Origin of the sequence: Sphingomonas sp. LT1P40, assembly GCF_036663835.1 — a bacterium.
In the GTDB taxonomy this organism is placed as follows: domain Bacteria; phylum Pseudomonadota; class Alphaproteobacteria; order Sphingomonadales; family Sphingomonadaceae; genus Sphingomonas.
Genome location: NZ_JAXOJT010000001.1, coordinates 1,664,920 through 1,688,228 on the forward strand (window position 1 = coordinate 1,664,920; position 23,309 = coordinate 1,688,228).

Annotated in this window: 18 protein-coding genes; 8 read left to right on the forward strand and 10 right to left on the reverse strand. The window is 63.9% G+C overall.

Features of this window, described 5'->3' with window-relative positions; genetic code table 11:
• Positions 1-28: 28 nt before the first annotated feature.
• Entirely contained in the window at positions 29-1,318 is a 1,290-nt protein-coding gene (locus U1702_RS08305; RefSeq protein WP_332723541.1) for a cation:proton antiporter, read from the forward strand.
• Here U1702_RS08305 and U1702_RS08310 read toward each other — a convergent pair.
• A complete protein-coding gene (locus U1702_RS08310) occupies positions 1,315-3,066 on the reverse strand; it encodes a class I adenylate-forming enzyme family protein (RefSeq protein ID WP_332723542.1) in 1,752 nt (583 codons plus the stop codon). The genes U1702_RS08305 and U1702_RS08310 overlap by 4 nt on opposite strands.
• A gap of 148 nt (positions 3,067-3,214) precedes the next feature.
• Here U1702_RS08310 and U1702_RS08315 point away from each other — a divergent pair, with 148 nt between their 5' ends.
• From U1702_RS08315 to U1702_RS08340, 6 genes are all read left to right on the forward strand, one after another.
• Positions 3,215-4,441, forward strand: coding sequence for a serine hydrolase domain-containing protein (locus U1702_RS08315; protein ID WP_332723543.1), 1,227 nt, complete (start codon positions 3,215-3,217; stop codon positions 4,439-4,441).
• A gap of 23 nt (positions 4,442-4,464) precedes the next feature.
• On the forward strand, positions 4,465-6,492 hold the full coding sequence (locus tag U1702_RS08320; protein WP_332723544.1) for a 3-hydroxyacyl-CoA dehydrogenase NAD-binding domain-containing protein: 2,028 nt from the start codon (positions 4,465-4,467) through the stop codon (positions 6,490-6,492).
• Complete coding sequence (locus U1702_RS08325) at positions 6,485-6,922, forward strand: VOC family protein (protein ID WP_332723545.1); 438 nt, start codon at positions 6,485-6,487, stop codon at positions 6,920-6,922. The genes U1702_RS08320 and U1702_RS08325 overlap by 8 nt, the downstream gene beginning before the upstream one ends.
• Entirely contained in the window at positions 6,919-8,106 is a 1,188-nt protein-coding gene (locus U1702_RS08330) for an acyl-CoA dehydrogenase family protein (protein ID WP_332723546.1), read from the forward strand. The genes U1702_RS08325 and U1702_RS08330 overlap by 4 nt, the downstream gene beginning before the upstream one ends.
• A 107-nt stretch (positions 8,107-8,213) precedes the next feature.
• Entirely contained in the window at positions 8,214-9,341 is a 1,128-nt protein-coding gene (locus tag U1702_RS08335; protein WP_332723547.1) for an acyl-CoA dehydrogenase family protein, read from the forward strand.
• Positions 9,342-9,471: 130 nt separating this feature from the next.
• Entirely contained in the window at positions 9,472-10,359 is an 888-nt protein-coding gene (locus tag U1702_RS08340) for an acyl-CoA thioesterase (RefSeq protein WP_332723548.1), read from the forward strand.
• Positions 10,360-10,553: 194 nt separating this feature from the next.
• Here U1702_RS08340 and U1702_RS08345 read toward each other — a convergent pair whose 3' ends face one another.
• From U1702_RS08345 to U1702_RS08375, 7 genes are read right to left on the reverse strand one after another with little or no spacing between them, the layout of a single operon-like run.
• Entirely contained in the window at positions 10,554-11,273 is a 720-nt protein-coding gene (locus tag U1702_RS08345; protein ID WP_332723549.1) for a TonB-dependent receptor, read from the reverse strand.
• A 16-nt stretch (positions 11,274-11,289) separates the two neighbouring features.
• A complete protein-coding gene (locus tag U1702_RS08350) occupies positions 11,290-12,039 on the reverse strand; it encodes a TonB-dependent receptor (RefSeq protein WP_332723550.1) in 750 nt (249 codons plus the stop codon).
• Between the two features lie 51 nt (positions 12,040-12,090).
• On the reverse strand, positions 12,091-12,891 hold the full coding sequence (locus U1702_RS08355) for an SDR family NAD(P)-dependent oxidoreductase (RefSeq protein WP_332723551.1): 801 nt from the start codon (positions 12,889-12,891) through the stop codon (positions 12,091-12,093).
• Positions 12,891-13,655 carry an SDR family oxidoreductase gene (locus tag U1702_RS08360; RefSeq protein WP_332723552.1) on the reverse strand — a complete coding sequence of 255 codons (765 nt, stop codon included), beginning with the start codon at positions 13,653-13,655 and terminating at the stop codon, positions 12,891-12,893. Before U1702_RS08360 ends, U1702_RS08355 begins: the two co-directional genes overlap by 1 nt.
• 3 nt (positions 13,656-13,658) lie before the next feature.
• Positions 13,659-14,705: a phosphotransferase family protein gene (locus tag U1702_RS08365; protein ID WP_332723553.1), complete on the reverse strand. Its 1,047-nt coding sequence runs from the start codon at positions 14,703-14,705 to the stop codon at positions 13,659-13,661.
• Complete coding sequence (locus U1702_RS08370) at positions 14,702-15,787, reverse strand: Zn-dependent alcohol dehydrogenase (RefSeq protein WP_332723554.1); 1,086 nt, start codon at positions 15,785-15,787, stop codon at positions 14,702-14,704. Before U1702_RS08370 ends, U1702_RS08365 begins: the two co-directional genes overlap by 4 nt.
• Positions 15,788-15,798: 11 nt before the next feature.
• Positions 15,799-17,082 carry an acyl-CoA dehydrogenase family protein gene (locus tag U1702_RS08375; RefSeq protein ID WP_332723555.1) on the reverse strand — a complete coding sequence of 428 codons (1,284 nt, stop codon included), beginning with the start codon at positions 17,080-17,082 and terminating at the stop codon, positions 15,799-15,801.
• A gap of 157 nt (positions 17,083-17,239) precedes the next feature.
• Here U1702_RS08375 and U1702_RS08380 point away from each other — a divergent pair, with 157 nt between their 5' ends.
• Positions 17,240-18,484, forward strand: a complete 1,245-nt coding sequence (locus U1702_RS08380) for a TetR/AcrR family transcriptional regulator (protein ID WP_332723556.1) — start codon at positions 17,240-17,242, stop codon at positions 18,482-18,484.
• Positions 18,485-18,491: 7 nt separating this feature from the next.
• Here U1702_RS08380 and U1702_RS08385 read toward each other — a convergent pair whose 3' ends face one another.
• A complete protein-coding gene (locus U1702_RS08385) occupies positions 18,492-21,629 on the reverse strand; it encodes a hypothetical protein (protein WP_332723557.1) in 3,138 nt (1,045 codons plus the stop codon).
• A 290-nt stretch (positions 21,630-21,919) separates the two neighbouring features.
• A complete protein-coding gene (locus U1702_RS08390) occupies positions 21,920-23,263 on the reverse strand; it encodes a spinster family MFS transporter (protein WP_332723558.1) in 1,344 nt (447 codons plus the stop codon).
• Positions 23,264-23,309: the final 46 nt, after the last annotated feature.

Consider the following 23,309-nt stretch of genomic DNA (forward strand, 5'->3'; position numbering starts at 1 on the left):
GCTTCGCCCGTGCGACCGTTAGCCCCTGATGCCCACCCTCTCCTCACCCGAACCCTATATACTGTGGCTGACCGGCGCGGGGCTGTTGATTGCGCTGGTCGCATGGTTGCCGCTGGCGTTGAAGCGACTGCCATTGTCGATGCCGATTATCTGTATTCTGATCGGCGTCGGCATCTTCTCCATGTCGGAAATACCGTTTCGGCCACTACCGCTGAACCATCCCGACATCACCGAACGCCTTACCGAGCTGATCGTGATCATCGCGCTGATGGGTGCGGGATTGAAGCTCGATCGCGTGTTCAGCTGGCGCAAATGGCATGTCACCTGGCGGCTGCTGGCGATCACGATGCCGCTGACGATTGCGGCGATTACGTTGATCGGCGGTTGGGGGCTGGGCCTGTCATGGGTTGCCGCGCTGCTGCTCGGCGCGTGCCTCGCGCCGACCGATCCGGTGCTGGCGGCGGACGTGCAGGTCGGTGAGCCGCAGTCGGGGGAGGAGGATGAGGTCCGCTTTGGCCTTACGTCCGAGGCCGGACTGAACGACGGTCTGGCGTTTCCATTCGTCAATCTGGCGATCGCGCTGGGGCTGGCGGCGACGACGGGGGAGCCATGGGCGCGCGATTGGGTGCTGCACAGCGTGTTGTGGGAGGTCGGCATCGGCGTGGGCGGCGGCTGGCTGATCGGACGCGTGTTCGGTTGGCTGACCTTTCACGTCCCGGCAGAAAGCAAGCTGGCCAAGACCGGCGATGGGCTGATCGCGATTGCGGCGACGTTCGTGTCCTATGGCGCGACCGAGATGCTCGATTGTTATGGCTTTCTGGCGGTGTTCGTGACCGCACTCACATTGCGCCGCTCGCACCGCGATCATGAATTCAACCGCGAGATGCACGACATCACCGAGCAGATCGAGCGGCTGGGCATGATGGTCGTGCTGATCCTGTTCGGCGGGGCGCTGGTAGCGGGGCTGCTGGCACCGATCCGCTGGAGCGATGTTGGCGCCGCCATGGCGATCATTCTGATCGTCCGGCCGGCTGCCGGGATGATCGGGCTCACCCGGTTCCCCGCCACACTGTCCGAGAAATTCACGCTGGCCTTTTTCGGCATTCGCGGCGTCGGGTCGTTCTATTATCTGGCCTATGCGCTGAACCATGTGGAGCTGGTCGAGGGCGAGCGGCTATGGGCGATTACCGGGCTGGTCGCGTTGTTATCGATTCTGCTGCACGGTCTGACGGTCACGCCGGCGATGCGATTGCTCGACCGCAGCCATGGGCGCGATCCGGATGCGGAAAATACGGAAGAGCGGCCCGCCCCCGCCTAACTCACCGCCTCGTCGACGAATAGCACACCCAGTTCGCGCTTCATGATCTTGCCATTGGCATTCCTAGGCAGCGTTTCCTTGACGAAGCGGATCGCCACCGGCGTCTTGAAGATCGCCAGCCGTTCGCGGACCCATGCCTGCAATTCCGCCTCTGTCGCGGTCGTGCCCGGGGCGAGGTGGACGACGGCGGCGGGTTCCTCGCCCAACGTCTTGTGCGGAATGCCGATCAGCGCGCAATCGGTGACGGCGGGGTGGGAATAGAGGACGTCCTCGACCTCGGACGAATAGATATTTTCGCCGCCGCGGATGATCATGTCCTTGGCGCGGTCCACGATGTAGCAGAAACCTTCCTCGTCCAGCTTCGCCAGATCGCCGGTGCGGACCCAGCCTTGGACGAAGGTTTCCGCCGTCGCTTCGGGCTTGTTCCAATAGCCCTTCACCACCATCGGCCCGCGCGCCCACAATTCGCCGACCTGGCCCAGCGGGATTTCGGTCACGCCGTCATCGCCCATGATTTTCAGGTCGGCGGTCGCGACCGGCGGGCCGCAGCTGGTCGGGCGGTTGAGATAATCCTCCGACCCGTGGCTGGTGACCGTCGCCATCGTCTCGGTCATGCCCCAGCCGTTTGCGGGCAGCGCCCCGAATTCGGTATAGATGCGCTTGACCAGTTCCGGCGCGGACGGCGCGCCGCCATAGGAGATCGCCTCCAGGCTGGAGAGATCGTATTTGGCACGGTCGGGATGTTCGAGCAGCTGCCATGCGACCGTCGGCACGCCGCCGGTCGCGTTCACGCGCTCGCGCTGGATGATCTCCATCGCCTCGATCACGTCCCATTTGCGCATGAAGATGAGGGTGGAGCCGGACGCGATCGCACCCATCATGCCTGCACTGCAGGCGGTGACGTGGAACAGCGGAATGACGGTGAGCATCGATTTTGACACCGGCATGGTCGGGATTTCTTCCCCCCGGCGCAGCAGGGAACGCGCGGCGGAATAGCCGCCGGAGAGGATATTGGTACAGATGTTCCGGTGCGTGCCGAGCGCGCCCTTGGGATTGCCGGTGGTGCCGCTGGTGTAGAAGATCGTCGCATCGTCGTCCGGCAGCAGCGTCGGCTCGGCCGGGAACGGGATTTCGGGCAACGTCGCCCAATCGTGCGGGGTGCCGATCAAATCGTCGAGCTGGACCGATCCTTCGGGCGGGTCGGTGCGGCAGCGGCTGACCACCACCGTCTCCAGATCGGGCAGCGCGGCGAGGTGCGCCGCGATACGCCCGCAGCGCTCGCCATCGACGAACAGGATTTTGCTGCCCGAATCCTTCAGACCATATTCCAGCTCGCCGCCGGTCCACCACGCATTGAGCGGCACCAGAATCGCGCCGATGCTGGTCGCGGCGAAGAAGATCACCGGCCATTCGGGCAGGTTGCGCATGGCAAGCGCTACGCGGTCGCCCTTGCCCACGCCCATTTCTTTAAGCTTGGTCGCCAGATGTGCGACGGCACGATAGGTGGCGTCGAAACTGACGCGCTCATCCTCATGGATGGTGAACAGCTTCGGCCCATGCAGTCGGGCCGCTTGAATCAGGAACGCCAGTGTCGGCGGGCTGTTCTTCCACACCCGTGTCGGCACGCCGCGGATCGTCACCTCATCCATCTCGAAGCGTGCGCCGGGAGCGGTCAGCGCGGCCTTAGCCTCCGCCAGCGACAGTTTCGGCCAGGACGGGTCGAGCGGAATGATCGGTTCTGGGGTCACTGCGCTATCTCTCCAGCATTTTTACAATGTGCGGTTTGGCAATTTCGCCCTGCCGCTTTGCATGTTATTCTTGATTCATAGCGCGCCAAACGCAATAGGGAAGCGATGCTCGACCGAAAGCGCCGGAAGAAGGATTCGAATTAGGGGTATGGACGCCGCCACTTTCGCACCGCTCGCCGACAGCGGCTTCGACGCCAACCGGTTGAACGCGATTCCCGCCTATATCAAGGCGCGCTATCTCGACACCGGCAAGCTGCCGCATGCACAGTTGCTGATCGCGCGCCACGGCAAGATGGCGCATTTCAGTCATCAGGGTCCGGCGCGCGAGGGCGGCGCGGCGGTGGATGAAGGCTCGATCTTCCGAATCGCATCGATGACCAAGCCGGTCACGTCGATCGCGTTCATGCAATTGGTGGAGGCGGGCAAGGTCGCGCTCGATACGCCGGTGCATCACGTCCTGCCCGAGCTGAAGGGCGTCGGCGTTTACAATGGCGGCGGCGGCGGCGTGCCGTTCGTGACCAAGCCGACGAGCGAGCCGATGCGGATGGTGGACCTGCTCCGCCATACATCCGGCCTGACCTATGGCTTTCAGAATCGCGGCAATGTCGATGCGGCGTATCGCGAGGGCAAGATAGAGAGCTGGCACGGCAATCTCGACCTCGACGGGTTCGTCGCGGCGCTGGGCAAGCTGCCGCTGGAGTTTTCGCCGGGGGAGGCGTGGAATTATTCGGTGTCCACCGATGTGCTGGGCGCAGTGGTGGAGCGGGTGTCGGGCATGCCGCTCGACCTGTATTTCGCCGAGCATATCTTTGCGCCGCTGGGCATGACCGACACCGGCTTCATGGTGCCCGCCGACAAGATCGACCGGTTGACCGATTGCTGGACCTTCGGCCGCAGCGGGCGGGTAATGTATGACGAGGGCGCGAAGTCGGCGTGGGGCAAACGCCCGACCCTGCTCTCCGGCGGTGGCGGACTCGTTTCGACCGCGCTCGACTATCACCGGTTCTGCACGATGCTGTTGAATGGCGGCACGCTGGACGGGCAGCGCGTGATCGGGCGCAAGACGCTCGATCTGATGACGACCAATCACCTGCCCGGCGGCGGCGATCTGGCGGGCATGTCGCGGTCGCTGTTCAGCGAGGCGGCGAATGCCGGGACCGGGTTCGGGCTGGGCTTTGCCGTCAACATGGACGTCGCTCGGACGATGATCCCCGGCTCGACCGGTGAGTTTTACTGGGGCGGGATGTTTTCGACCGCCTTCTTTGTCGATCCCGTCGAACGGATCAGCATGGTTTTCATGACCCAGCTATCGCCATCGGGGCTTTATCCGATACGGCGGGAGCTCAAGACTCTCATCTATTCGGCGCTCGTCTGAAGCGCGCATTTCTGGAGAAACCTGTGTCCGTCATCACCACCGAACGTCAGGGCGACGTCCTTGTCATCACCTCCAACAACCCGCCGGTCAACGCGCTGGGCGCTGCGGTCCGTCAGGGGCTGGACGCCGCGATCAAGGAACTGAACGGCGACGACAGCCTGAAGGCGGCGGTAATCCGTTGCGACGGGCGCACCTTCTTTGCCGGAGCGGATATCACCGAATTCGGCAAGCCGATGCAGGAGCCGGGCTTGCCGACTTTGGTCGACGCGATCGAGGCGAGCGAGAAGCCGGTGGTTGCCGCCGTCCACGGCACTGCTCTTGGCGGCGGGTGCGAAGTCGCGTTGGCATGCCATTACCGCATTGCCGTGCCCTCGGCGAAATTCGGGCTGCCTGAGGTGAAGCTGGGCATCCTGCCCGGTGCGGGCGGGACGCAGCGGCTGCCGCGTGTCGCTGGCGTGAAGCTGGCGCTCGAAATGGCGGCCAAGGGCGATCCGATCTCGGCGAAGAATGCGCAGGCCGCAGGGCTGGTCGATCGTCTGGCGGGTGAGGACAGCCTGACCGCCGACGCTGTTGCCTACGCCAATGAAGTCGCCGACGCACGGCCCCTGCCGCGCGCCAGCGAAAAGCCGGTGCCGGTCGAGGACGGCGTGTTCGACGCCTTCCGCAAGGAGAACGCCAAGCGCTTCCGTGGCTTCGATGCACCGGCCGAAATCATCAGCGTGATCGAGGAAACCGCGTCCCTCCCCTATGCCGAGGGCGTTCAGCGCGAGCGCAATGGCTTCATGAAGCTGATCATGGGCACGCAGTCCGCCGCGATGCGCCACATCTTCTTTGCCGAGCGCAAGGCCGCCAAGATCGACGACGTGCCGGAGGGGACGCAGTTGCGCCCGATCAAGCGCGTCGGCGTGATCGGCGCGGGCACCATGGGCGGCGGCATTTCGATGAACTTCCTGTCCGCCGGAATCCCGGTGACGATCGTCGAGATGCAGCAGGAGGCGCTGGACCGCGGCACCGGCACGATCCGCAAGAATTACGAAGGGTCGGCGGCGAAGGGTCGTATCACCGGCGAGCAGGTCGAGGCGGCGATGGGCGCGCTCACCCCCACCCTCAGCCTGGATGATCTGGCCGATTGCGACCTGATCATCGAGGCGGTCTATGAGAATATGGACGTCAAGAAAGAGCTGTTCGGCAAGCTCGACAAGATCGCCAAGCCGGGCGCGATCCTGGCGTCGAACACCAGCTATCTGAATGTCGACGAGATCGCCGCCAGCACCTCGCGGCCCCAGGATGTCGTCGGCCTCCACTTCTTCTCGCCAGCCAACGTCATGAAGCTGCTGGAAATCGTACGGGGCGCGAAGACGGCGCATGACGTGCTGGCGACGGCGATGGACGTGGCGAAGAAGATCAAGAAGGTCGCGGTGGTCGCGGGCGTCTGTCACGGCTTTATCGGCAACCGCATGCTGATGCCGCGTCAGGTCGAGGCGATGAAGCTGTTGATGGAAGGCGCGACGCCGGAACAGGTCGATCGCGTCCATGTGCAGTTCGGCATGCCGATGGGACCGTTCCAGATGAGTGATCTGGCCGGGGTCGATATCGGCTGGCACCGCGATCCCACCCGCATCGAAAGCATCCGCGACGCGCTGGCCGCCGAGGGACGCTGGGGCCAGAAGAAGCAGGCTGGCTTCTATGACTATGACGAGAAGCGGAACCCGTCGCCGTCACCGCGCGTGGCGGAGATCATCGAGGAGTTCCGCGCCAAGAGCGGCGCGGTTCAGCACGACGTGACCGACGAGGAAGTGATCGAGCGCACGCTCTACACGCTGGTCAACGAAGGCGCGCTGATCCTGCAGGAGGGTATGGCCCAGCGCGCGTCGGACATCGATGTGGTGTGGATCTATGGCTATGGCTGGCCGGTCTATCGCGGTGGCCCGATGTTCTGGGCCGACACGGTCGGGCTGAAGACGATCGTCGCCGGGCTGGAGAAGCACGGCTTTGAGGTCGCACAATTGCTGCGCGAAAAGGCCGAAAAGGCCGAGCGCTTCAATGGCTGAGGCGGCCATCGCGGAGGCGCCGGTTTCGGTTGAGGCGCTGGGCTTCAAGTTCAATTTCTTCAAGCTGGTCGTCCGCGATCTGGACGCGATGATCGGGTTCTACTCCGCAACCTTCGGGTTCGCCGTGCAGCACCGGATCGCACTGCCAGGGCTGGAGGAAGTGATGCTGGTGCTGCCGGGTCAGACCTTCAACCTCGTCCTCTACCACCATACTGACGGGCGAGAGGTCACGGTCGGCAATGGCCACGGCCCGGTCGGCTTTATCACCCGCGATCTCGACGCTGCGCTGGCGCATGCGCTCGCCAACGGCGCGACGCCGTTGATGGGACCAGTCGATCTGCCCGGCATGCGGCTGGTATTCGTCCATGATCCGGAAGGGCATGAGGTGGAGATGATCCAGATCATGCGAGCACCCAAGGAACCGACATGACCGACGATCTGGAAACCTTCCGCGCTGAAACCCGCGAGTGGCTTGAGGCCAATGTTCCCGCATCGATGCGTGAGCCGGTGCGGGGTGAGGGCGATGCCAACTGGGGTGGGCGGAAAGCCGATTACAGCCGGAACCCGGACCAGAAATTGTACATGGATCGCATGGCCGCGCGCGGTTGGACCGTGCCGGACTGGCCGGTCGCCTATGGCGGTGGCGGGCTGTCCCCGGCGCAGGCCAAGATCGTCCGCGAGGAAATGGGGCGGATCAAGGCGCGCAACCCGCTCAACAGCTTCGGCATTTCGATGCTGGGCCCGGCGCTGCTGAAATACGGCACCGAGGAACAGAAGCTCGAGCATCTGCCCAAGATCGCGCGCGGCGAAATCCGGTGGTGCCAAGGCTATTCGGAGCCGAATGCGGGCAGCGACCTCGCCAGCCTCGCCGCCAGCGCCGAGGATGCAGGCGACCATTATATCGTCAACGGACAGAAGGTGTGGACCAGCTATGCCGACAAGGCCGACTGGATCTTCTGCCTCGTCCGCACGTCGAAGGAATCGAAACAGGGGGGCATTAGCTTCGTCCTGTTCGACATGGAATCGCCGGGTGTCTCGACCAAGCCGATCCTGTTGATTTCCGGCTATTCGCCCTTCTGCGAAACCTTCATGGACAATGTGAAGGTGCCCAAGGCGAACCGGGTCCACGAGGAGAATAAGGGCTGGGACGTCGCCAAATATCTGCTCGGCCATGAGCGCGAGATGATTTCGGGCATGGGACTGGCTGGCCCCGGCGGCAATCCGCTGATCGAGGGGGCGAAGGCCAGCGTCGGGCTGGACGATGACGGGCGGCTGAGCGACCCGATCCTGCGCGCTCAGCTGGCGCTGTTCGAGGTGCGGTCGAAAGCGTTCACGGCGATGTCGGAGCGGTTTCTGGACGAGTTGAAGGCCGGTCGCGCCCACCCCGCCCAGCCGAGCATGATGAAATATTACGGCACCGAGCTGAACAAGTCGCGCCACGAGCTGGTGATGGCGACCGGCGGGTCTGACGCGCTGGAATGGGAAAGCGAAGCATCGAACGGCGGGGCGAAGCCGCGTGCGTGGTTGCGGACCAAGGCGAACTCGATCGAGGGCGGTACGAGTGAGGTGCAGCTGAACATCATTGCCAAACGCATTCTCGAGCTCCCGTCCTGATCGTCACCCCCGCGAAAGCGGGGGCCCATCTCCCGCACCCCGGGAACTGGGCCGCAAAGTCAGGAGACGGGTCCCCGCTTCCGCGGGGATGACGACAGGAAGAAAATATGCCGCTCTACCTCAATGACGAACAGACCATGCTCCGCGATGCTGCGCAGCAATTTGTGGGTGAAGCCGCCCCGGTCGGCCATATGCGCGCGCTGCGGGATGCGAACGACGCGACCGGCTTTTCTCGCGACCTATGGAAGCAGTTCGCCGAAATGGGCTTTACCGGCATCCTGATCCCGGAGGCTGACGGCGGCCTTGGCCTCGGCCATGTCGAGGCGGGCGTCGTGCTGGAGGAGGTCGGGCGCAACCTCTCCCCCTCCCCGTTCCTCACCACCGCCATTGCTGCGGTCGAAGCCCTGAAAGGGACCGCGCATGGCGACCGTTGGTTTCCCGGCATCCTCGCGGGCGAGACCGTCGCGGCGCTGGCGATCGACGAGCGGGCCAAGCACGGTAATGCTGTCGGGATGCAGGCCGAACGCTCAGGCAATGGCTTCAAGCTCTCGGGCAAGAAACAGTTCGTCACGCACGGCCATGTCGCCGACCTGCTGATCGTCGCGGCGCGCACCGCCGGGTCGCCGGACGATGCCGATGGCGTCACTTTGTTCGCGGTGCCGAAGGATACGGCGGGTCTGACCACCGACCCGCAGCGGCTGGCAGATTCCAGCATTGCCGCGCGCGTGACGTTCGACGGCGTCGAACTGGATGCCGACGCCGTGATCGGCGATGTCGATGGCGGGCGCAGTGTCCTTTCCAAGCTGCTCAACGCGGGCCGCACCGGCGCGTCGGCGGAGATGCTCGGCGTCGGCGGCGGCGCGATGGACATGACCGTCGCCTATCTGAAAGAACGCAAGCAGTTCGGCGTCCTGATCGGCAGTTTCCAGGCGCTCCAGCACCGCGCGGCACACCTCTACGCCGAAATGGAAGTCGCGCGTGCTGCGGTGCTCAAGGCGCAGCAACTGCTCGATGCCGGGGATGCGAGGGCGGCCGAAGCGGTGTCGGTGGCCAAGGCTATGACCGGGCTTGCCGCGACCCTCGCCGTGCAGGAAGGCGTGCAGATGCATGGCGGCATCGGCATGACCGACGAATATGATATCGGTTTCTACATGAAGCGCGGACGCGTGCTGGCCGAGATGTTCGGCGACAGTAATTTCCACGCCAACGCGCTGGCGACGGCGGCGGGATATTGACCCTTCTAAGCCCCTCCCCTTCAGGGGAGGGGTTGGGGTGGGGCCTATCCTCTTGGCCACTGGTCTCGGTGAGACTGACAAGCCCCACCCCCAACCCCTCCCCTGAAGGGGAGGGGCTTAAGGAGTGAAAATGAGCGACGAATACAAACGCGCGGAGACGGCGGCGGGACAGGTCGCGCAACTGATCGACCTGCTCGATGTCGAGCGGATCGATGTCGATCTGTATCGCGGCGCGCGCCAGCCCGAGGGCGTCGGGCGCGTGTTCGGCGGACAGGTGATCGGACAGGCACTGCAGGCCGCGCAACGGTCGGTCGAGGACAAGGCCGCGCACTCGCTCCATGCCTATTTCATGCGGCCGGGGAACGAGGACCACCCGATCATCTATCGCGTGGTGCGCGATTATGACGGGGGCAGCTTCGCCAACCGCCGCGTGATCGCGCTGCAACAGGGGCAGCCGATCCTCAACATGATCGCGTCGTTCCATCGCACGGAAGAAGGACTGTCGCATCAGGACCCATTGCCCGACGTGCCGATGCCGGAGGATTTGCGTTCTGAACAAGAGATGCGCGACGAAATCCGCGACGAAGTGCCCGAGCGCTTTCGTCCGTTCTTCCTGCGCGCGAGACCGATCGAAATCCGACCCTGCTCCCCGCGCAACTGGTTCAAGCCAGCCAAGACCGAGCCGCAGCAATATAGCTGGTTCCGCGCCGCCGCGACGCTGCCTGACGATCCCGCGCTGCACCGCGCGATCCTGTCCTATGCCAGCGACATGATGCTGCTCGGGACCGCCACGTTGCCGCATGGGGTGAACTGGATGACCGGCAAGCTGCAATCGGCCAGCCTGGATCATGCGGTGTGGCTGCACGAACCGCTGCGTGCGGACGAATGGCTGCTCTATGCCACCGACAGCCCGTGGGCGGGGCATGCGCGCGGGTTCAACCGCGGGCGTATCTTCACCCGCGACGGGCGGCTGGTGGCGAGTGTCGCGCAGGAAGGGCTGATGCGGATTCGAGGGTAACGGGTTCGCGGGTTCCAAACCTTCTCCAGAGGGAGAAGGATACCGCAGCTTGGCAGCTTGCTGCCTAGCGGAGGTTGGATGAGGGGACGCCGCGTTATCGATAGGGTGATCCCCTCACCCAGCTCCGACTAAGGCCTTGCTTCGCAAGACCCAAGTCTGCGCAACCCTCTCCCGACGGGAGAGGAGACAGGCCCTTACCGCTTCCGCACCGTATAACTCGACGGCAGGAACAGAAACACCTCGGTCGGCCCGCCACGCGCCCATTCGACGGGACGGTCGAGGCCGGTGACATCGACGCCCGAACCAGTCCCGAACTTCGCGGCGGAAGCGGCGGCATCGGCGGCGATCAAATCGATGATCTGGCCGCGATACTGATCAGGATTGACCACCGACAGCGTCGGCTCACCCGAAATGCTGACCTGCGTCCGCCCAGCCTTGGCCACCGCTTCGACGAAGCGCGCGACCGTCGCCTTGGCGGTGGCGATATCCATGCCGGGGGTCAGCCGCACCTTGACCAGAAAAAACGTCTGGTCGGTATCGGGCCGACCGTCACCGGAGAAGCGCAGATTACCATATTCAGCGAGCGTCAGCGGCGTCAGGACATACTCGCCGATCGCCAGTTCGACTCCGGCCTTTGCCGCGCCGGCGATCATGTTGGCGATGGTCGCACGCAGATCGGCCTTGCGCGCCGTCGCGTCACGCGCGTCGCCGACCACGCGCACCGGCTGGACCGCGAAATCTGCGGTGCGTTTCAGGTTGATGATCGGGCGCGACGCCGCGATCACCCCGTTGCTGTAGCTGCCGTCCCCGCCGAAACCGCGCCGTTGCGCGGTGACGATCACTTCCTGCGCCAGCGCCGGCATCGCCAACGACAGCATCGTTCCGCCGATCAGCACTTTGGACAATAATCGCATTGTCACCCTCCCCGGATCAATCACGCGGCCGCACCTTTGCGTCCGACGGCAGGAACAAAAGCACCTCGGTCAGGCCGGCGCGTTTCCACTGGACGGGGCGATCCAGCCCCCCGACCTCGACGCCATAGCCGGTGCCAAAACGTCCGCTGGTCGCCAGCGTGTCCTTTGCTACCAGATCGATGATGCTACCGCGATATTGCTCGGGATTGACCACGCTCAGCGTGAGTTCGCTATAGGCCTTCATCTCGGCACGACCGACCGCTGGGACCGCTTTGATAAAGGTGTCGATCCGGGCGAGCGCCGCCTTGGCGTCGATGCCCGCTGCCAGCGGGACTTTGACCAGAAACTTGACCGCCTCACCGTCGACATCGCCTTCGTCGATTTCGTCGATCTTGAGGTTTTTATAGTTGCCGGCGGTGAGCGGCTCGACGACGATCTCGCCGCTGGCCAGTTGGACGCCCGATTTGGCGGACAGGTCGATCGCCTTGCGCATCATCGACTGAATCTCGCCATGCGCGGCGTCTTCGTCGATCGTGTCGCTTACCACGACGACCTGTTGCACCGCGAAGTCGGCGGTGCGGCGCAGCATCTGCGCGGCGGCGGGGGTGGAGACCACGATCTCGCGGACGCTGACGGGATCGCCATCGGGACTCAGGCGCCGCATCGCGGTGACGATGATCTCGCCATCACCACCATCCTGCGCGACGACGGGCATCGAGGTGGCCAGAACCGCGCATGCCGCCGCGCCGATGATCCAGTTGCGCATGCCTGCCCTCCCCTGCTTTCGCAGCGAAAATGCGGGGCTTTGGCGCGGCTGTCAAACAGCGGTTTTGCCGTATTCCTGACGGGTGACCGGATGGCTGGACGACAGGCCGCCATCGACCGCCAGCGCCTGTCCGTTGACGTAACTTGCGTCGTCGGACGCGAGGAACAGGGCGGCGCGCGCCAGTTCCTCCGCCTGTGCCCCGCGTCGCAACGGGTTGAGGCGGCCGACGCGGTCCATCTTCCCCGCCTCACGCGCATAGTCGAAGGTCGGTTTGGTCATGCCGGTTTCGGTCAGGCCAGGGCAGAGCGCGTTGACGCGGACGTTCGACCCGGCAAGCTGCTGTGCGGCAACGGCGGCGAGGTTGATGACGCCAGCTTTCGACGCCGAATAGGCCGGGCTGCCCGCGCCGGAACGGATGCCCGCGACGCTGGCGGTCAGGACAATCGCGCCGCCGCCACGCTCCGCGATTTTCGGCGCGCCGTGTTTGATCGCGAGCAATGGGCCGATCAGGTTTACGCGAAGCACCTCGGCGATCAATTCGGGCGAGGTGTCGAAGATATTGGCCATGCCGCCGGAAATCCCGGCATTGGCGAACAGGATGTCGAGGCCGCCATATTCCGCCACCGCAAGATCGATGGTGGCAATCACGTCGGCTTCACTGCCGGCATCCATGCGGATCGCCTTTGCCGTGCCGCCCGCATCGGCGATCAACCGCACGGTTTCGTCCGCGCCGTCGCTCTTGTCGGCGACGATCACCCGGCCCCCTTCGGCGGCGAACAGTATTGCGGCGGCGCGGCCGATGCCGGAGCCTGCACCGGTGACGATGATCGATTTGTCGATGAAGCGCGCCATCAGATCGTCACCCCGCCATCGACGACCATCGCCTGTCCGGTCATGTATGCCCCCGCCGGGGATGCGAGGTACACGACCGCCCCGGCGATATCCTCGGCCTCACCCAGACGGCGCAGCGGTGTGCCCTTGTTCACTCGCGCCTCCGCCTCCGGATTTTCCCACAGCGCACGTGCGAAATCGGTCTTGATCAGGCCCGGCGCGATGCAGTTCACCCGGACATTGTCGGGGCCGTATTCGACTGCGTAATTGCGGGCGAGCTGGAAGTCCGCCGCCTTCGATACGTTATACGCGCCGATCACCGGCGACCCGCGCAGGCCGCCGATCGAGGAGATGATGATGATCGCGCCATCGCGCCGCTCGCGCATTTCCGGCGCGGTCATCTGAATCAGCCAATGGTTGGAGACGATATTGTTGTCGAGGATCTTGCGGAACTGGTCATCGGCGATGTCGGCCAGCGGCCCGTAATAGGGGTTGGACGCGGCGTTGCAGACGAGGATGTCGATGCGCCCGAACCCGGCGCGGGTTTCGTTGACGAGCTTCTGGAGCGCCGCCTTGTCCGAAATGCTGGCCGCGACGGCGATCGCGGTGCCCTCGCCATGTTTCGCGTTGATCGCGGCAGCGACCTCGTCGCACGCATCCTGCTTTCGGCTTGAAATGACGACCTTCGCGCCATGATCCGCCAGTGCCTCGGCGGACGCCTTGCCGATCCCGCGCGAGGAGCCGGTGACGATGGCGACCTTGCCGGTCAGGTCGAACAATTTCATGTCTTACGCCCCCGCCTTCACCGCAAACGCCCACGCACTCGCCGCCAGCCCCGGCACCCGCGCCGCCGTCTCCTCAGCATGGGCGTTGCTGGCGTTGCCATCCAGCATGCGGCGCTTGATCCCCTGGACGATGCTCATCAGGCGGAACTGGCCGAAGGCGAAATACCAGTTGAGGTCGGGTATGCCGTCGCGCCCCGTCGCCGCGCAGTAACGCTCGACCATCTGCTCGACAGTTGGAATGCCCGTCTTGGGCCCGGTAATCCCTTCAATAGCCGACGCGCCATTGGCGGGGATCATCCAGTTGGTCAGGAGGTAGCTGAAATCCGCCATCGGATCGCCCAGCGTGGACAATTCCCAGTCGAGCACCGCTTTCACGCGCGGCGCATCGACGTCGAAGATCATGTTGTCGATGCGATAGTCGCCATGGACGATGCTGGTGCGCGTTTGCGGCGGCAATGTGCGCGGCAGCCATTCGATCAGCCGCTCGACATCGGGCAAATCGTCGGTCTGGGCGAGGCGGTACTGCTTGGTCCAGCGCCCCACCTGCCGCTCGAAATAGCTGCCGGGCTTGCCGTATTCCGCCAGCCCTGCTGCTGCGAAATCGGTGTTATGCAGTTCGGCCAGCCGGTCGCACATTTCGAAATAGATCGCGCTGCGCTGTTCCGGCGTCTTGTCAGGCAAGGCGCCGTCCCAGTAATTGACGCCTTCGACCCGCTCCATGATGTAGAAAGCGGAGCCGATGACGGCGTCGTCCTCGCACAGGCCATAGGGACGTGCGACGGGGAAGCCCGTGGGATGCAGCCCCGCGATCAGCCGATATTCGCGGTCCACCGCATGGGCCGAGGGCAGGATCGGCCCAAAGGGCTTGCGGCGCAGCACATAGGAACCGCTGGCGGCGTCGATGCGATAGGTGGGGTTCGATTGGCCGCCCGGAAACTTGGCGTAAGTCAAAGGCCCGACGAATCCCGCGACATTCGCCGCCATCCACGCGGTAAGCCGCCCGGTGTCGAGGTCGGTCACCGCCTCCATCGCACCCGCTTTCACGCTCATGCGAACTCGATCACGGATCGCACGGCATCGCCCTTGCGCAGATTGTCGAACGCATGGTTGATATCCTCCAGACGAATGCGCTCGGCGACCATGGTGTCGAGGTCGAGCACGCCATCCAGATACATCTGGACGAGACGCGGCAGGTCGATCGGGAACTGCATCGATCCGGCCAGCGACCCTTGCAATTTCTTGCCCGACAGGAAGGTCGGCCCGGGGATGCTGACCGACTGCCCCGGCGCGATCATGCCCAGGATCGTCGCGGTGCCGCCCCGGCGCAGCACGTTCCAGGCCATTTCCGCGCTGCTCGGCCGCCCGACCGCCTCGATCGCGTAATTCACCCCGCCATCGGTCAGCTTCAGCACCTGTTTGACCACATCGTCGGCCATCGCGTCATAGTCGTGCGTCGCGCCCAGCTTGCGCGCCAGCGCACGCTTTTCCGGCACCGGGTCGATCGCGACGATCTTGCCCGCGCCCGCGATCTTCGCGGCGTTGATCGCGGCTAGGCCGATGCCGCCGCAGCCGATTACTGCCACCGTGTCGCCGGGGATCACCTTGCTGTCGCGGAAAATCGACCCGGCCCCGGTCATCACCGCGCAGCCCAGCAACGCGGCGCGATCAAGCGGCATGTCCCTGCTGATTGCGACGCAGGCATTTTCGTGGACCAGCATCTGCTCGGCGAAGGCCGACAGGTTCAGGAAATGCGCGACCGGTGTGCCGTCGTTCAGCGACAGCTTCGGCGGCGCATCCTTCGGGCGTTTGGTCGATGAATCCACGCACAGCGACGGCCGCCCGGACACGCAAAACTCGCACGATCCACAAAATACGGTGAAGAAGGTGATGACATGGTCGCCCGGTCGCAATTTGGTGACATCGCTCCCCACCGCCTCGACCACGCCGGCCGCTTCGTGCCCCGGCACGGTCGGCATGACATGCGGATAGGCGCCATCGACGAAGTGCAGGTCCGACCGGCAAACCCCGCACGCGGCGGTGCGGATCAGCACTTCGCGCGGGCCGGGTTTCGACACCTGGATATCGTGGATTTCGAGGGGCCGATTGGCCTCGAACAGGACTGCCGCTTTCAACTTCCGCTCCCTTAACGCGCCGCCGCCATGTCGCCGCTCGACGGACGATCGATCTTATAGTCCCCATATTTGCCGAACTCGTTGCGTGCGACCGCCCGGTTGTGAACTTCGTCCGGCCCGTCGGCAAAGCGCAACGTGCGCATGCTCGCCCACGCACTCGCCAGCGGCGTATCGCCCGACACACCCGCGCCACCGAACGCCTGAATCGCGTCGTCCAGGATCTGCAGCGTCATGCGCGGCCCCATCGCCTTTATCATGGCGATTTCGAGCTGGGCCGATTTGTTGCCGGCCTTGTCCATCATGTCCGCCGCCTTCAGGCACAGCAGCCGCATCATCTCGAGATTGGAGCGCGCCTCCGCCACTCGCTGTTCCCAGATCGAATGGTCGGAAATGCGCTTGCCGAACGCGACGCGGCTGACCAGCCGCTTGCACATCGCCTCCAGCGCGTTTTCGGCCACCCCGATCGAGCGCATGCAATGGTGGATGCGCCCCGGCCCTAGCCGCCCCTGCGCGATCTCGAACCCGCGTCCCTCGCCCAGCAGCAGATTCTCCACCGGTACTCGGACATTGTCGAGCACGACCTCGCCATGGCCATGCGGCGCGTGATCATACCCGAAAACCGAAAGCATCCGCTCGACCTTCACGCCCGCCGCGTCCATCGGCACCAGAATCTGGCTTTGCTGCGAATGGCGCGACGCATCGGGATTGGTCTTGCCCATCACGATCAGCATCTGACAGCGCGGATCGCCCACCCCCGACGACCACCATTTGCGGCCGTTGATGACATATTCGTCGCCGTCGCGGACCATCGACGTCTGGATGTTGGTCGCGTCGGACGAGGCCACGTCCGGCTCGGTCATCAGAAATGCCGAGCGAATCTCGCCATTCATCAACGGGTTGAGCCAGCGGTCCTTCTGCTCGCGCGTGCCGTAACGATGCAGCACCTCCATATTGCCGGTGTCGGGTGCGGAGCAGTTGAACACCTCCGACGCCCAGCCCGCCTTCCCCATCTCCTCGGCACACAGTGCATATTCGAGGTTGGTGAGTTGCGTCCCCTCGAACTCGAAACTGTCGTCGACATGGCGCTGGCCCGAATGCGGCGGCATGAAGAAATTCCACAACCCCTGCGCCTTCGCCACCGGCTTCAATTCCTCGATCACCGGAATCACCTTCCAGCGCTCGCCTTCGCGGACCTGCGCAACATATTCGGGGGTGCGCGGCGCGATATGCTGGTCGATGAACCCGCGCACGCGATCGCGGAAATAGGTTTCCCGCTCGGTCAGCGTAAAGTCCATACAACCTCTCCTCAATCTGGCTCGTTTCGACTCGCCTAGACCATACCCAGTTTTCGGTAAAGTGCGTCGACCACCAAATTTCCGCCGCGTCACACTCGCAAACGCACAATATAGCTTTAGGACTGTTTCTTCGAATCAAAGCTGCTAGTCTGTTCCAATGGAAGCGGAAGAGGCGGTGCCAACCGAGGCGCGCGGGGAAACAAAACGGTTCAGGGCCAAGCGCGACGCGATCCTCGCGGCGGCGGCTGACGTCATCAACGAACAAAGCGCCAAGGGTATGACCTTTGCCGATGTGGCGCAGCGCGTCGGCCTCAATACCACCAGCGTTACCTATTATTTCAAGCGCAAGGAAGACCTTGCCGCCGCCTGTTTCGACGTCACGCTCGACCGGCTCGACGAGATGCTGGACGCGGCGCACAAGGAGAGGACGCCGGAGGCGCGCGTTGCCCGCTATATCGAAATCAACATGGAGCGGCTGGCGCAGATCCATCGCGGTGAAGAAAAGGCGTTCGCCATCCTCTCCGACCTGCGCGCCATGGAAGGCGAGATGCGCGCCCGACTGATGCAGCGCTGGCAACAGATTTTCCGCAAGACGCGCGCTTTGTGGGGCAATGACGGGACGCGGGCCGAGACCGATCTGCGCGGCGGGCGCGCGCATGTGCTGCTGGAGAATACCTTCTGGCTGCCCGCCTGGCTGGTGCGGTACGAACTCGACGAATATCCGCGCGTCGCGGCCCGGCTGATGGACGTATTCCGCAACGGCATCGCCGCCACGGATTCCGTCTGGCAGCCGCAGATGCTCGACCTGGTGCATGACGAGGCCGAGCCGGGGCGCGAGGCATTCCTGCTCGCCGCCACCCGCCTGATCAACGAACTCGGCTATCGCGGCGCGTCGGTGCAGAAGATCGCCAGCGAGTTGAACGTGACCAAGGGCAGCTTCTACCACCATCTCGATGCCAAGGACGAACTGGTGATCGAATGCTATCGCCGCAGCTTCGACATCATCGCCGATGCGCAGCGGCTGGCGGAGGAGACCGGCGGCAACCAGTGGCACCGGCTGACCAGCACGATCACGACGCTGCTCGACTTCCAGTTTTCACAGCGCGGGCCATTGCTGCGCACGACCGCGCTGTCCGGCCTGCCCCCGCGCGTCCGCACCGCGATGGTCGATCGCTCCAACCGCATCGCGCGCCGCTATGCGGGCATGCTGTCGGACGGCATCGCCGAGGGATCGATCCGCCCGATCGATCCGCTGGTGGCGAGCCAGACGATGATGGCGATGCAGAACGCCGCGTTCGACATGCGCAAATGGGCGGGCACGATGCCGCGCGACCGGGCGATCGCTTTCTACGCGTCGACCGTGGTGTTCGGGTTGTTCGACGATCGGGTGCTGGGGGGCTAGCTCCGCCCTAACGCAGTGCCAAGGTGCCGCCGCGACAGGTTTCCGATCCCGCAAAACGTTCACCCGAATCAGGGTGCAACACGCTTTCCAGATAGGTCAATCGCGCGCGCGATTGGCTCGCCATCGGATTGCTGCCGGCGTCCTGGCGCAAACGACCAAGGAGCTGTTGCGCAAGATTGCGCGGCTGATTCCAGTCCGGTGTCGTGACGCCATCGATTGGATCGGCCTTTGCAGCATCGGCCATCAACGCAATGAGCCGGTGCCGGGGAAATGCGTCGCCCAGCCGCCCCGACAGGCCAGTCCGGAAGAGGCGCTGCAATTGCGTGAACTGGTCTGCCCGGCCTAGTATCCGGCTCGCCAGCGGATTGCCCCGTGCGAATGCCAGTGTGCGGTCGCCGATCCCGTCAGCAATTACGGGAAACTCCCACGGCCCAACAGGCTCCACCCCGGCGCACGCCTCATCGTCGCATGGTTGTTCGCGCTCAAAGGCGATTTGCAGCATGAACCGCACAAAATGATCGCTGGAAGATCCCGCTGCCGATCGCGCAATGCTGGCGACGGTCATCGGATAGTCCTTCTCGCGCACACCGCTCCAGATTGCATAGGGCTGCGATTGATAGCGTGCGGTGTTGACCGGCGCAGCCTTTACGCAATTCAGAAACGCTTGCTGTCCTTCTGCAACTTGCGGTCGGCATTCCTTGATCCGCGCAACGAGCGACATGTCGAACCGTTGGGGGTCATGCGCGAAAATCGATGATACGGCGTCGCGCTCACGCCAGCGGTCCGCGAATGCCGTGTTGACGGCCAGGGCAAAGGGCGGTCCGCGATCATCCGCGAACATGCCGAGCGCATCGTCATCACCCGTGGCGGCGTTATAGACCGCCAGTTGGGTCGCAACGATCATCGACCACAAACTGCGTTCCGGCCATTCTCCGGTGGCGGCATCGACGAAGCGGTCCAATTCCATCATTTCACAGCCCAGCGCCGAGTCTACCAGGGCCGGATGGATGTGAACGCGTAGGATGCTGGGCATGAGCGGCCCCGACGTCATGGTCACGGTGGTCGGGCGCGCGTCCGCCGCATAGGCGAGCGCCTGCTGTACCATCTCACCGTCGAACTGCCCTACCGGTATTGCCTTACCGTTCTGGCGGAGGAAGATGTCGAACATCGGACCCTTGCTCGTCCATGTGATATCATCGACATTGATCTTACCATCACCTTGCGGATCGGTCCCGATCAGCACGCCACCCACGCGCACGGATCCGCGCAGGCGACTGAAGCTTCTGGACGCTGAGCCGGCACTTGCGGATCGTGTGCTTTTGCTCGCATCGCCGCCGCCGCCGATCCCGCCGCCGCCGCCACCGCCACCGCCTGCAGCAGCCTGCGCGATCGAAGGCGGCACGGGGACGCTAGACCCGTAGGATTTCGTTAGCGCACGACCCAATGGCGACTCGTTCAAGGCTTGGGCACGCCCGGGAAACAGGTCCTCATAGGAGCCGACTGATCCTTCGATTGCGCTGCGCAGGCTCTCGCTGCTGGAAACCATCGGACGCAGGTCTTCTACGGCGCGCGCCACCCGCGCCGTCGCCTGGGGCGGATCGCTGCGCTGCAATGTCGGGTGAAGATCGGCAGCAGTACTCGCGACGCGCTGTGCGTTGGCGTCCCCGTTCCTCAACAATGTGCGTGCCAGATCGGCTTCGCTTTGCATGAAGAATGCCGGAACCCGCGCGCCCTTTCGCACGCGGTCGATCGACGACGCGTAGTTCGTGCCGGCTTCGATATCGTTGAGGAAATCGGCGAGTTTGGATTGAAGCATCCGCGACGCGGCATCCTTGATCGCGCCCTTGGCCTCGCTTCCCATCCGGTCGATGCGCGCACGGTCAGCGGGATCAGGCAAGGCGCCGTCGATCGAGGCCGAAAGCGCTTCATCGAGGACGCCACCGAACATATCTCCAAGCGAAGCCGGTTGCCGAAATGACGCAAGCCCGGCCTCAAGACGCGCGCGAAACACGGGCGATGCATCCGCTTTCGCACGAATCCATTTCTCGATCCGGTTGACTGCCGTCTCGCCGCTATTGCTCTCGACCGACCGTCGCGCAACGAAGTCCCGAAATTCGCCATATTGCTGGCGAGCGGTTTCGGGCAGTGCGGTATCGCTCGCAAATGACATGCCGCGCATCGCAGATGCCCGCCCCGATGCGTTCTGCGCAAAATCGCGCAGAATCGTATCGCGGATGACGATCTCCTCGATCAATCGGTCCGCAGCTTGCAACCCCGCGGGTCGCACCGCCATCTCGGGATGGACGCGCGTAACTGACGAGCGCCAGTCCGGCGACGAAACCAGAGCGCGTGCGAATTGCCGGGCTGCAACATGATATGAACCGCTGGCACCCGCCTCTTCCTCGGCGGACACAACCGGCGGGCGGGCGGCGACCTGCTTTGCGACTTGCTTCAGGCTGTTCTGCGCATCCTGTTGCGTGCGAAACACCTGGATGTCGTTGATCGATCCCAACGCGGGGATAATGCCCTGATTGGCCAGTACCGGCGCGGTCACCCCCAGAACGAGGAAGCACGCGACCGCCGTCCCACCCCGTTTCAGCAGCTTGCTTGTCGAAGTGATCGTATTTTGCGCGCCCTTGCTGAACAATCCAAGGCGAAGCGCGCCCCAGAAGCCACCGGTCGCGGGTTCCTCCACCCGGACCTGGGTAAGGTCGATGCGTCGATCGACGTCCAGAAACGTATATTGCGTGACCATCGTGTCGCGCATGTCGAGCAATTGCTTCAGTTTGCCCTGACTTTCTGCATCAGGCATTTCGGCGAGTTGCGCCGCAACCCCGTCACAGGTCGAAATATTCTGCTCGATCTGCTGCATCTGCTCGGTCGGCGGAAGATCGAGATAGGCAGCATCATCCGCGAGAATTGTGTCGATCTGCCGCTTCCGCTCGCTGTCCAGCGAATCGGCGAGATTCGACCGTCGCATCCGCCACGCCATCCAGAAAATGGCAAGCAACGCCGTCCACAGCGCAAAGCCGCCGACAATGCTTTGCGCAGGGCCAATAATCTCGTTCACGCGCAGGACGAACCCATAGGTCGCATTCAACAGCGACGCGCCGAATACCGGCGCGATCAGCGTGAGCAAGCTCAACAAAACAAAAGCGATTACAAATACAAATAGCGCTATTTTCAGAAAATCCTCAACGGTCCTGAGTGCAGTTACAGTGCCTGCCCGGGCGTATTTGCGAAGTGTTCCGTCGGACTGCCATCGCTTCTCAGACGCGGGAATGATCAGGAACCGGAGTGCGGCGTAAATCGCGCCGATCAATAGCACCACAAACCAGAGTTTCATGCCTGCCCCCGCAACACTACTACCGGGGTACATTACCGGCTGTTTCCGCTGTTACAAGCGCACCAATTTATCCAATTCGGTCCGGCTGCTCATGTCGCAGCCTGTCGCTTCAACCACACTCCCGCGCGCCAGTAATGGAACAGCGCCCAAGGCGTTGCCGCGGCGAAGGTCAGCATCGCCATCCGCAACGCCTCGGCATCGCCATAGGTCGGCTTCAGCGCGTCGCTGATGACGCCGATCATCGTCGGGCCGAGGCCCAGGCCGATCAGGTTGATGACCAGCAACGTCACCGCCGCCCACAGCGCGCGCATGCGCAAGGGTGCCAGCCCCTGAATCAGCGCAAAGGTCGGGCCGAGATACGAGTTCACCAGCAATAGCGAGAACCAGTAGATCGGCACCGCCACCCACGGATCGGACGAGGCGAAGAACAGGAAGGAGAGCGGGAGTCCCACGCCCTTCATCGCCAGTACCAGCCATGCCTGACTGTGCAGCCCCCACCGCTCCGCCGCCTTGTTCGCCAGCCATCCGCCCATCACCGCCGATATCGTGCCGCAAATCGCGCCCACCGGGGCGACGATCGACGCGAGCTGAAGCTTGTCCATCCCGAGCGTGCGGATCAGGAAGCTGGGACCGAACGCGGTGTGGCCATAGCCGATCAGCGAGGTGATGGTGACGCCCATCACCAGATGCAGCGCGGCGCGATTGGCAAACAGCGTGCGGAAACCGGTGCCGAAGCTCGGCATGTCGCCATGCGTGTGCGTCTGCGTCTGCGTCTGCGTCTGCGACGGATCGGACAGCCCGCGACGCGGTTCGATCACAAACATCTTGATGATGATAGCGAGCAAGATGCCGGGGATACCGACCGCAAACATCGCCACACGCCAGCCGAAGAAATGCGCCAGCGTGCCGCCGATCATCGTGCCGCCCGCCGCACCCAGCACCACGCCCAGCGAATAGATGCCCATCGCCCCTGCGCGCTTTTCCGGCGGATAGAGATCGGCGATGATCGAATGGCTAGGCGGGCTCGATCCCGCCTCCCCGATCCCCACGCCGATCCGCGCGAGCAACAATTGCACGAAATTCTGTGCCAGCCCGCACACGGCGGTCATCGCGCTCCACAGGGTAAGTGCGATGGCGATGATGTTGACGCGATTGCCGCGATCGGCGAGTCGCGCGACCGGCAAGCCCAATGTCGCGTAGAAAATGGCGAAGGCGAAACCCGCGAGCAGGCCCAGCTGCGTGTCGCTCAGCAGCAATTCGGCCTTGATGTCCTCCTGCAGGATCGCAAGGATCTGCCGGTCCATATAGCTGAAGAAATAGGCGGCGGTGAGCAGGATCAGCGTCGCCGTCCGGCGCTTCATGGCGATCGCGTCGACCTGTGCGGTGTCGGGAGCAGGCGTTGTCGGCCCATCTATGCCGGAACTGCTCGCCATACGCACTTCACTCCATCACAAAAAAAGGAGGCTTCGCCGTGTTGTC

Excerpts from the sequence above, each read along its gene's own strand:
- U1702_RS08345 (WP_332723549.1), bottom strand. The coding sequence starts at position 11,273 with ATGCGATTATTGTCCAAAGTGCTGATCGGCGGAACGATGCTGTCGTTG.
- U1702_RS08360 (WP_332723552.1), bottom strand. The coding sequence starts at position 13,655 with ATGAAATTGTTCGACCTGACCGGCAAGGTCGCCATCGTCACCGGCTCC.
- U1702_RS08380 (WP_332723556.1), top strand. The coding sequence starts at position 17,240 with ATGGAAGCGGAAGAGGCGGTGCCAACCGAGGCGCGCGGGGAAACAAAA.
- U1702_RS08355 (WP_332723551.1), bottom strand. The coding sequence starts at position 12,891 with ATGGCGCGCTTCATCGACAAATCGATCATCGTCACCGGTGCAGGCTCC.
- U1702_RS08325 (WP_332723545.1), top strand. The coding sequence starts at position 6,485 with ATGGCTGAGGCGGCCATCGCGGAGGCGCCGGTTTCGGTTGAGGCGCTG.
- U1702_RS08340 (WP_332723548.1), top strand. The coding sequence starts at position 9,472 with ATGAGCGACGAATACAAACGCGCGGAGACGGCGGCGGGACAGGTCGCG.
- U1702_RS08315 (WP_332723543.1), top strand. The coding sequence starts at position 3,215 with ATGGACGCCGCCACTTTCGCACCGCTCGCCGACAGCGGCTTCGACGCC.
- U1702_RS08390 (WP_332723558.1), bottom strand. The coding sequence starts at position 23,263 with ATGGCGAGCAGTTCCGGCATAGATGGGCCGACAACGCCTGCTCCCGAC.
- U1702_RS08305 (WP_332723541.1), top strand. The coding sequence starts at position 29 with ATGCCCACCCTCTCCTCACCCGAACCCTATATACTGTGGCTGACCGGC.
- U1702_RS08335 (WP_332723547.1), top strand. The coding sequence starts at position 8,214 with ATGCCGCTCTACCTCAATGACGAACAGACCATGCTCCGCGATGCTGCG.
- U1702_RS08330 (WP_332723546.1), top strand. The coding sequence starts at position 6,919 with ATGACCGACGATCTGGAAACCTTCCGCGCTGAAACCCGCGAGTGGCTT.
- U1702_RS08350 (WP_332723550.1), bottom strand. The coding sequence starts at position 12,039 with ATGCGCAACTGGATCATCGGCGCGGCGGCATGCGCGGTTCTGGCCACC.
- U1702_RS08375 (WP_332723555.1), bottom strand. The coding sequence starts at position 17,082 with ATGGACTTTACGCTGACCGAGCGGGAAACCTATTTCCGCGATCGCGTG.
- U1702_RS08365 (WP_332723553.1), bottom strand. The coding sequence starts at position 14,705 with ATGAGCGTGAAAGCGGGTGCGATGGAGGCGGTGACCGACCTCGACACC.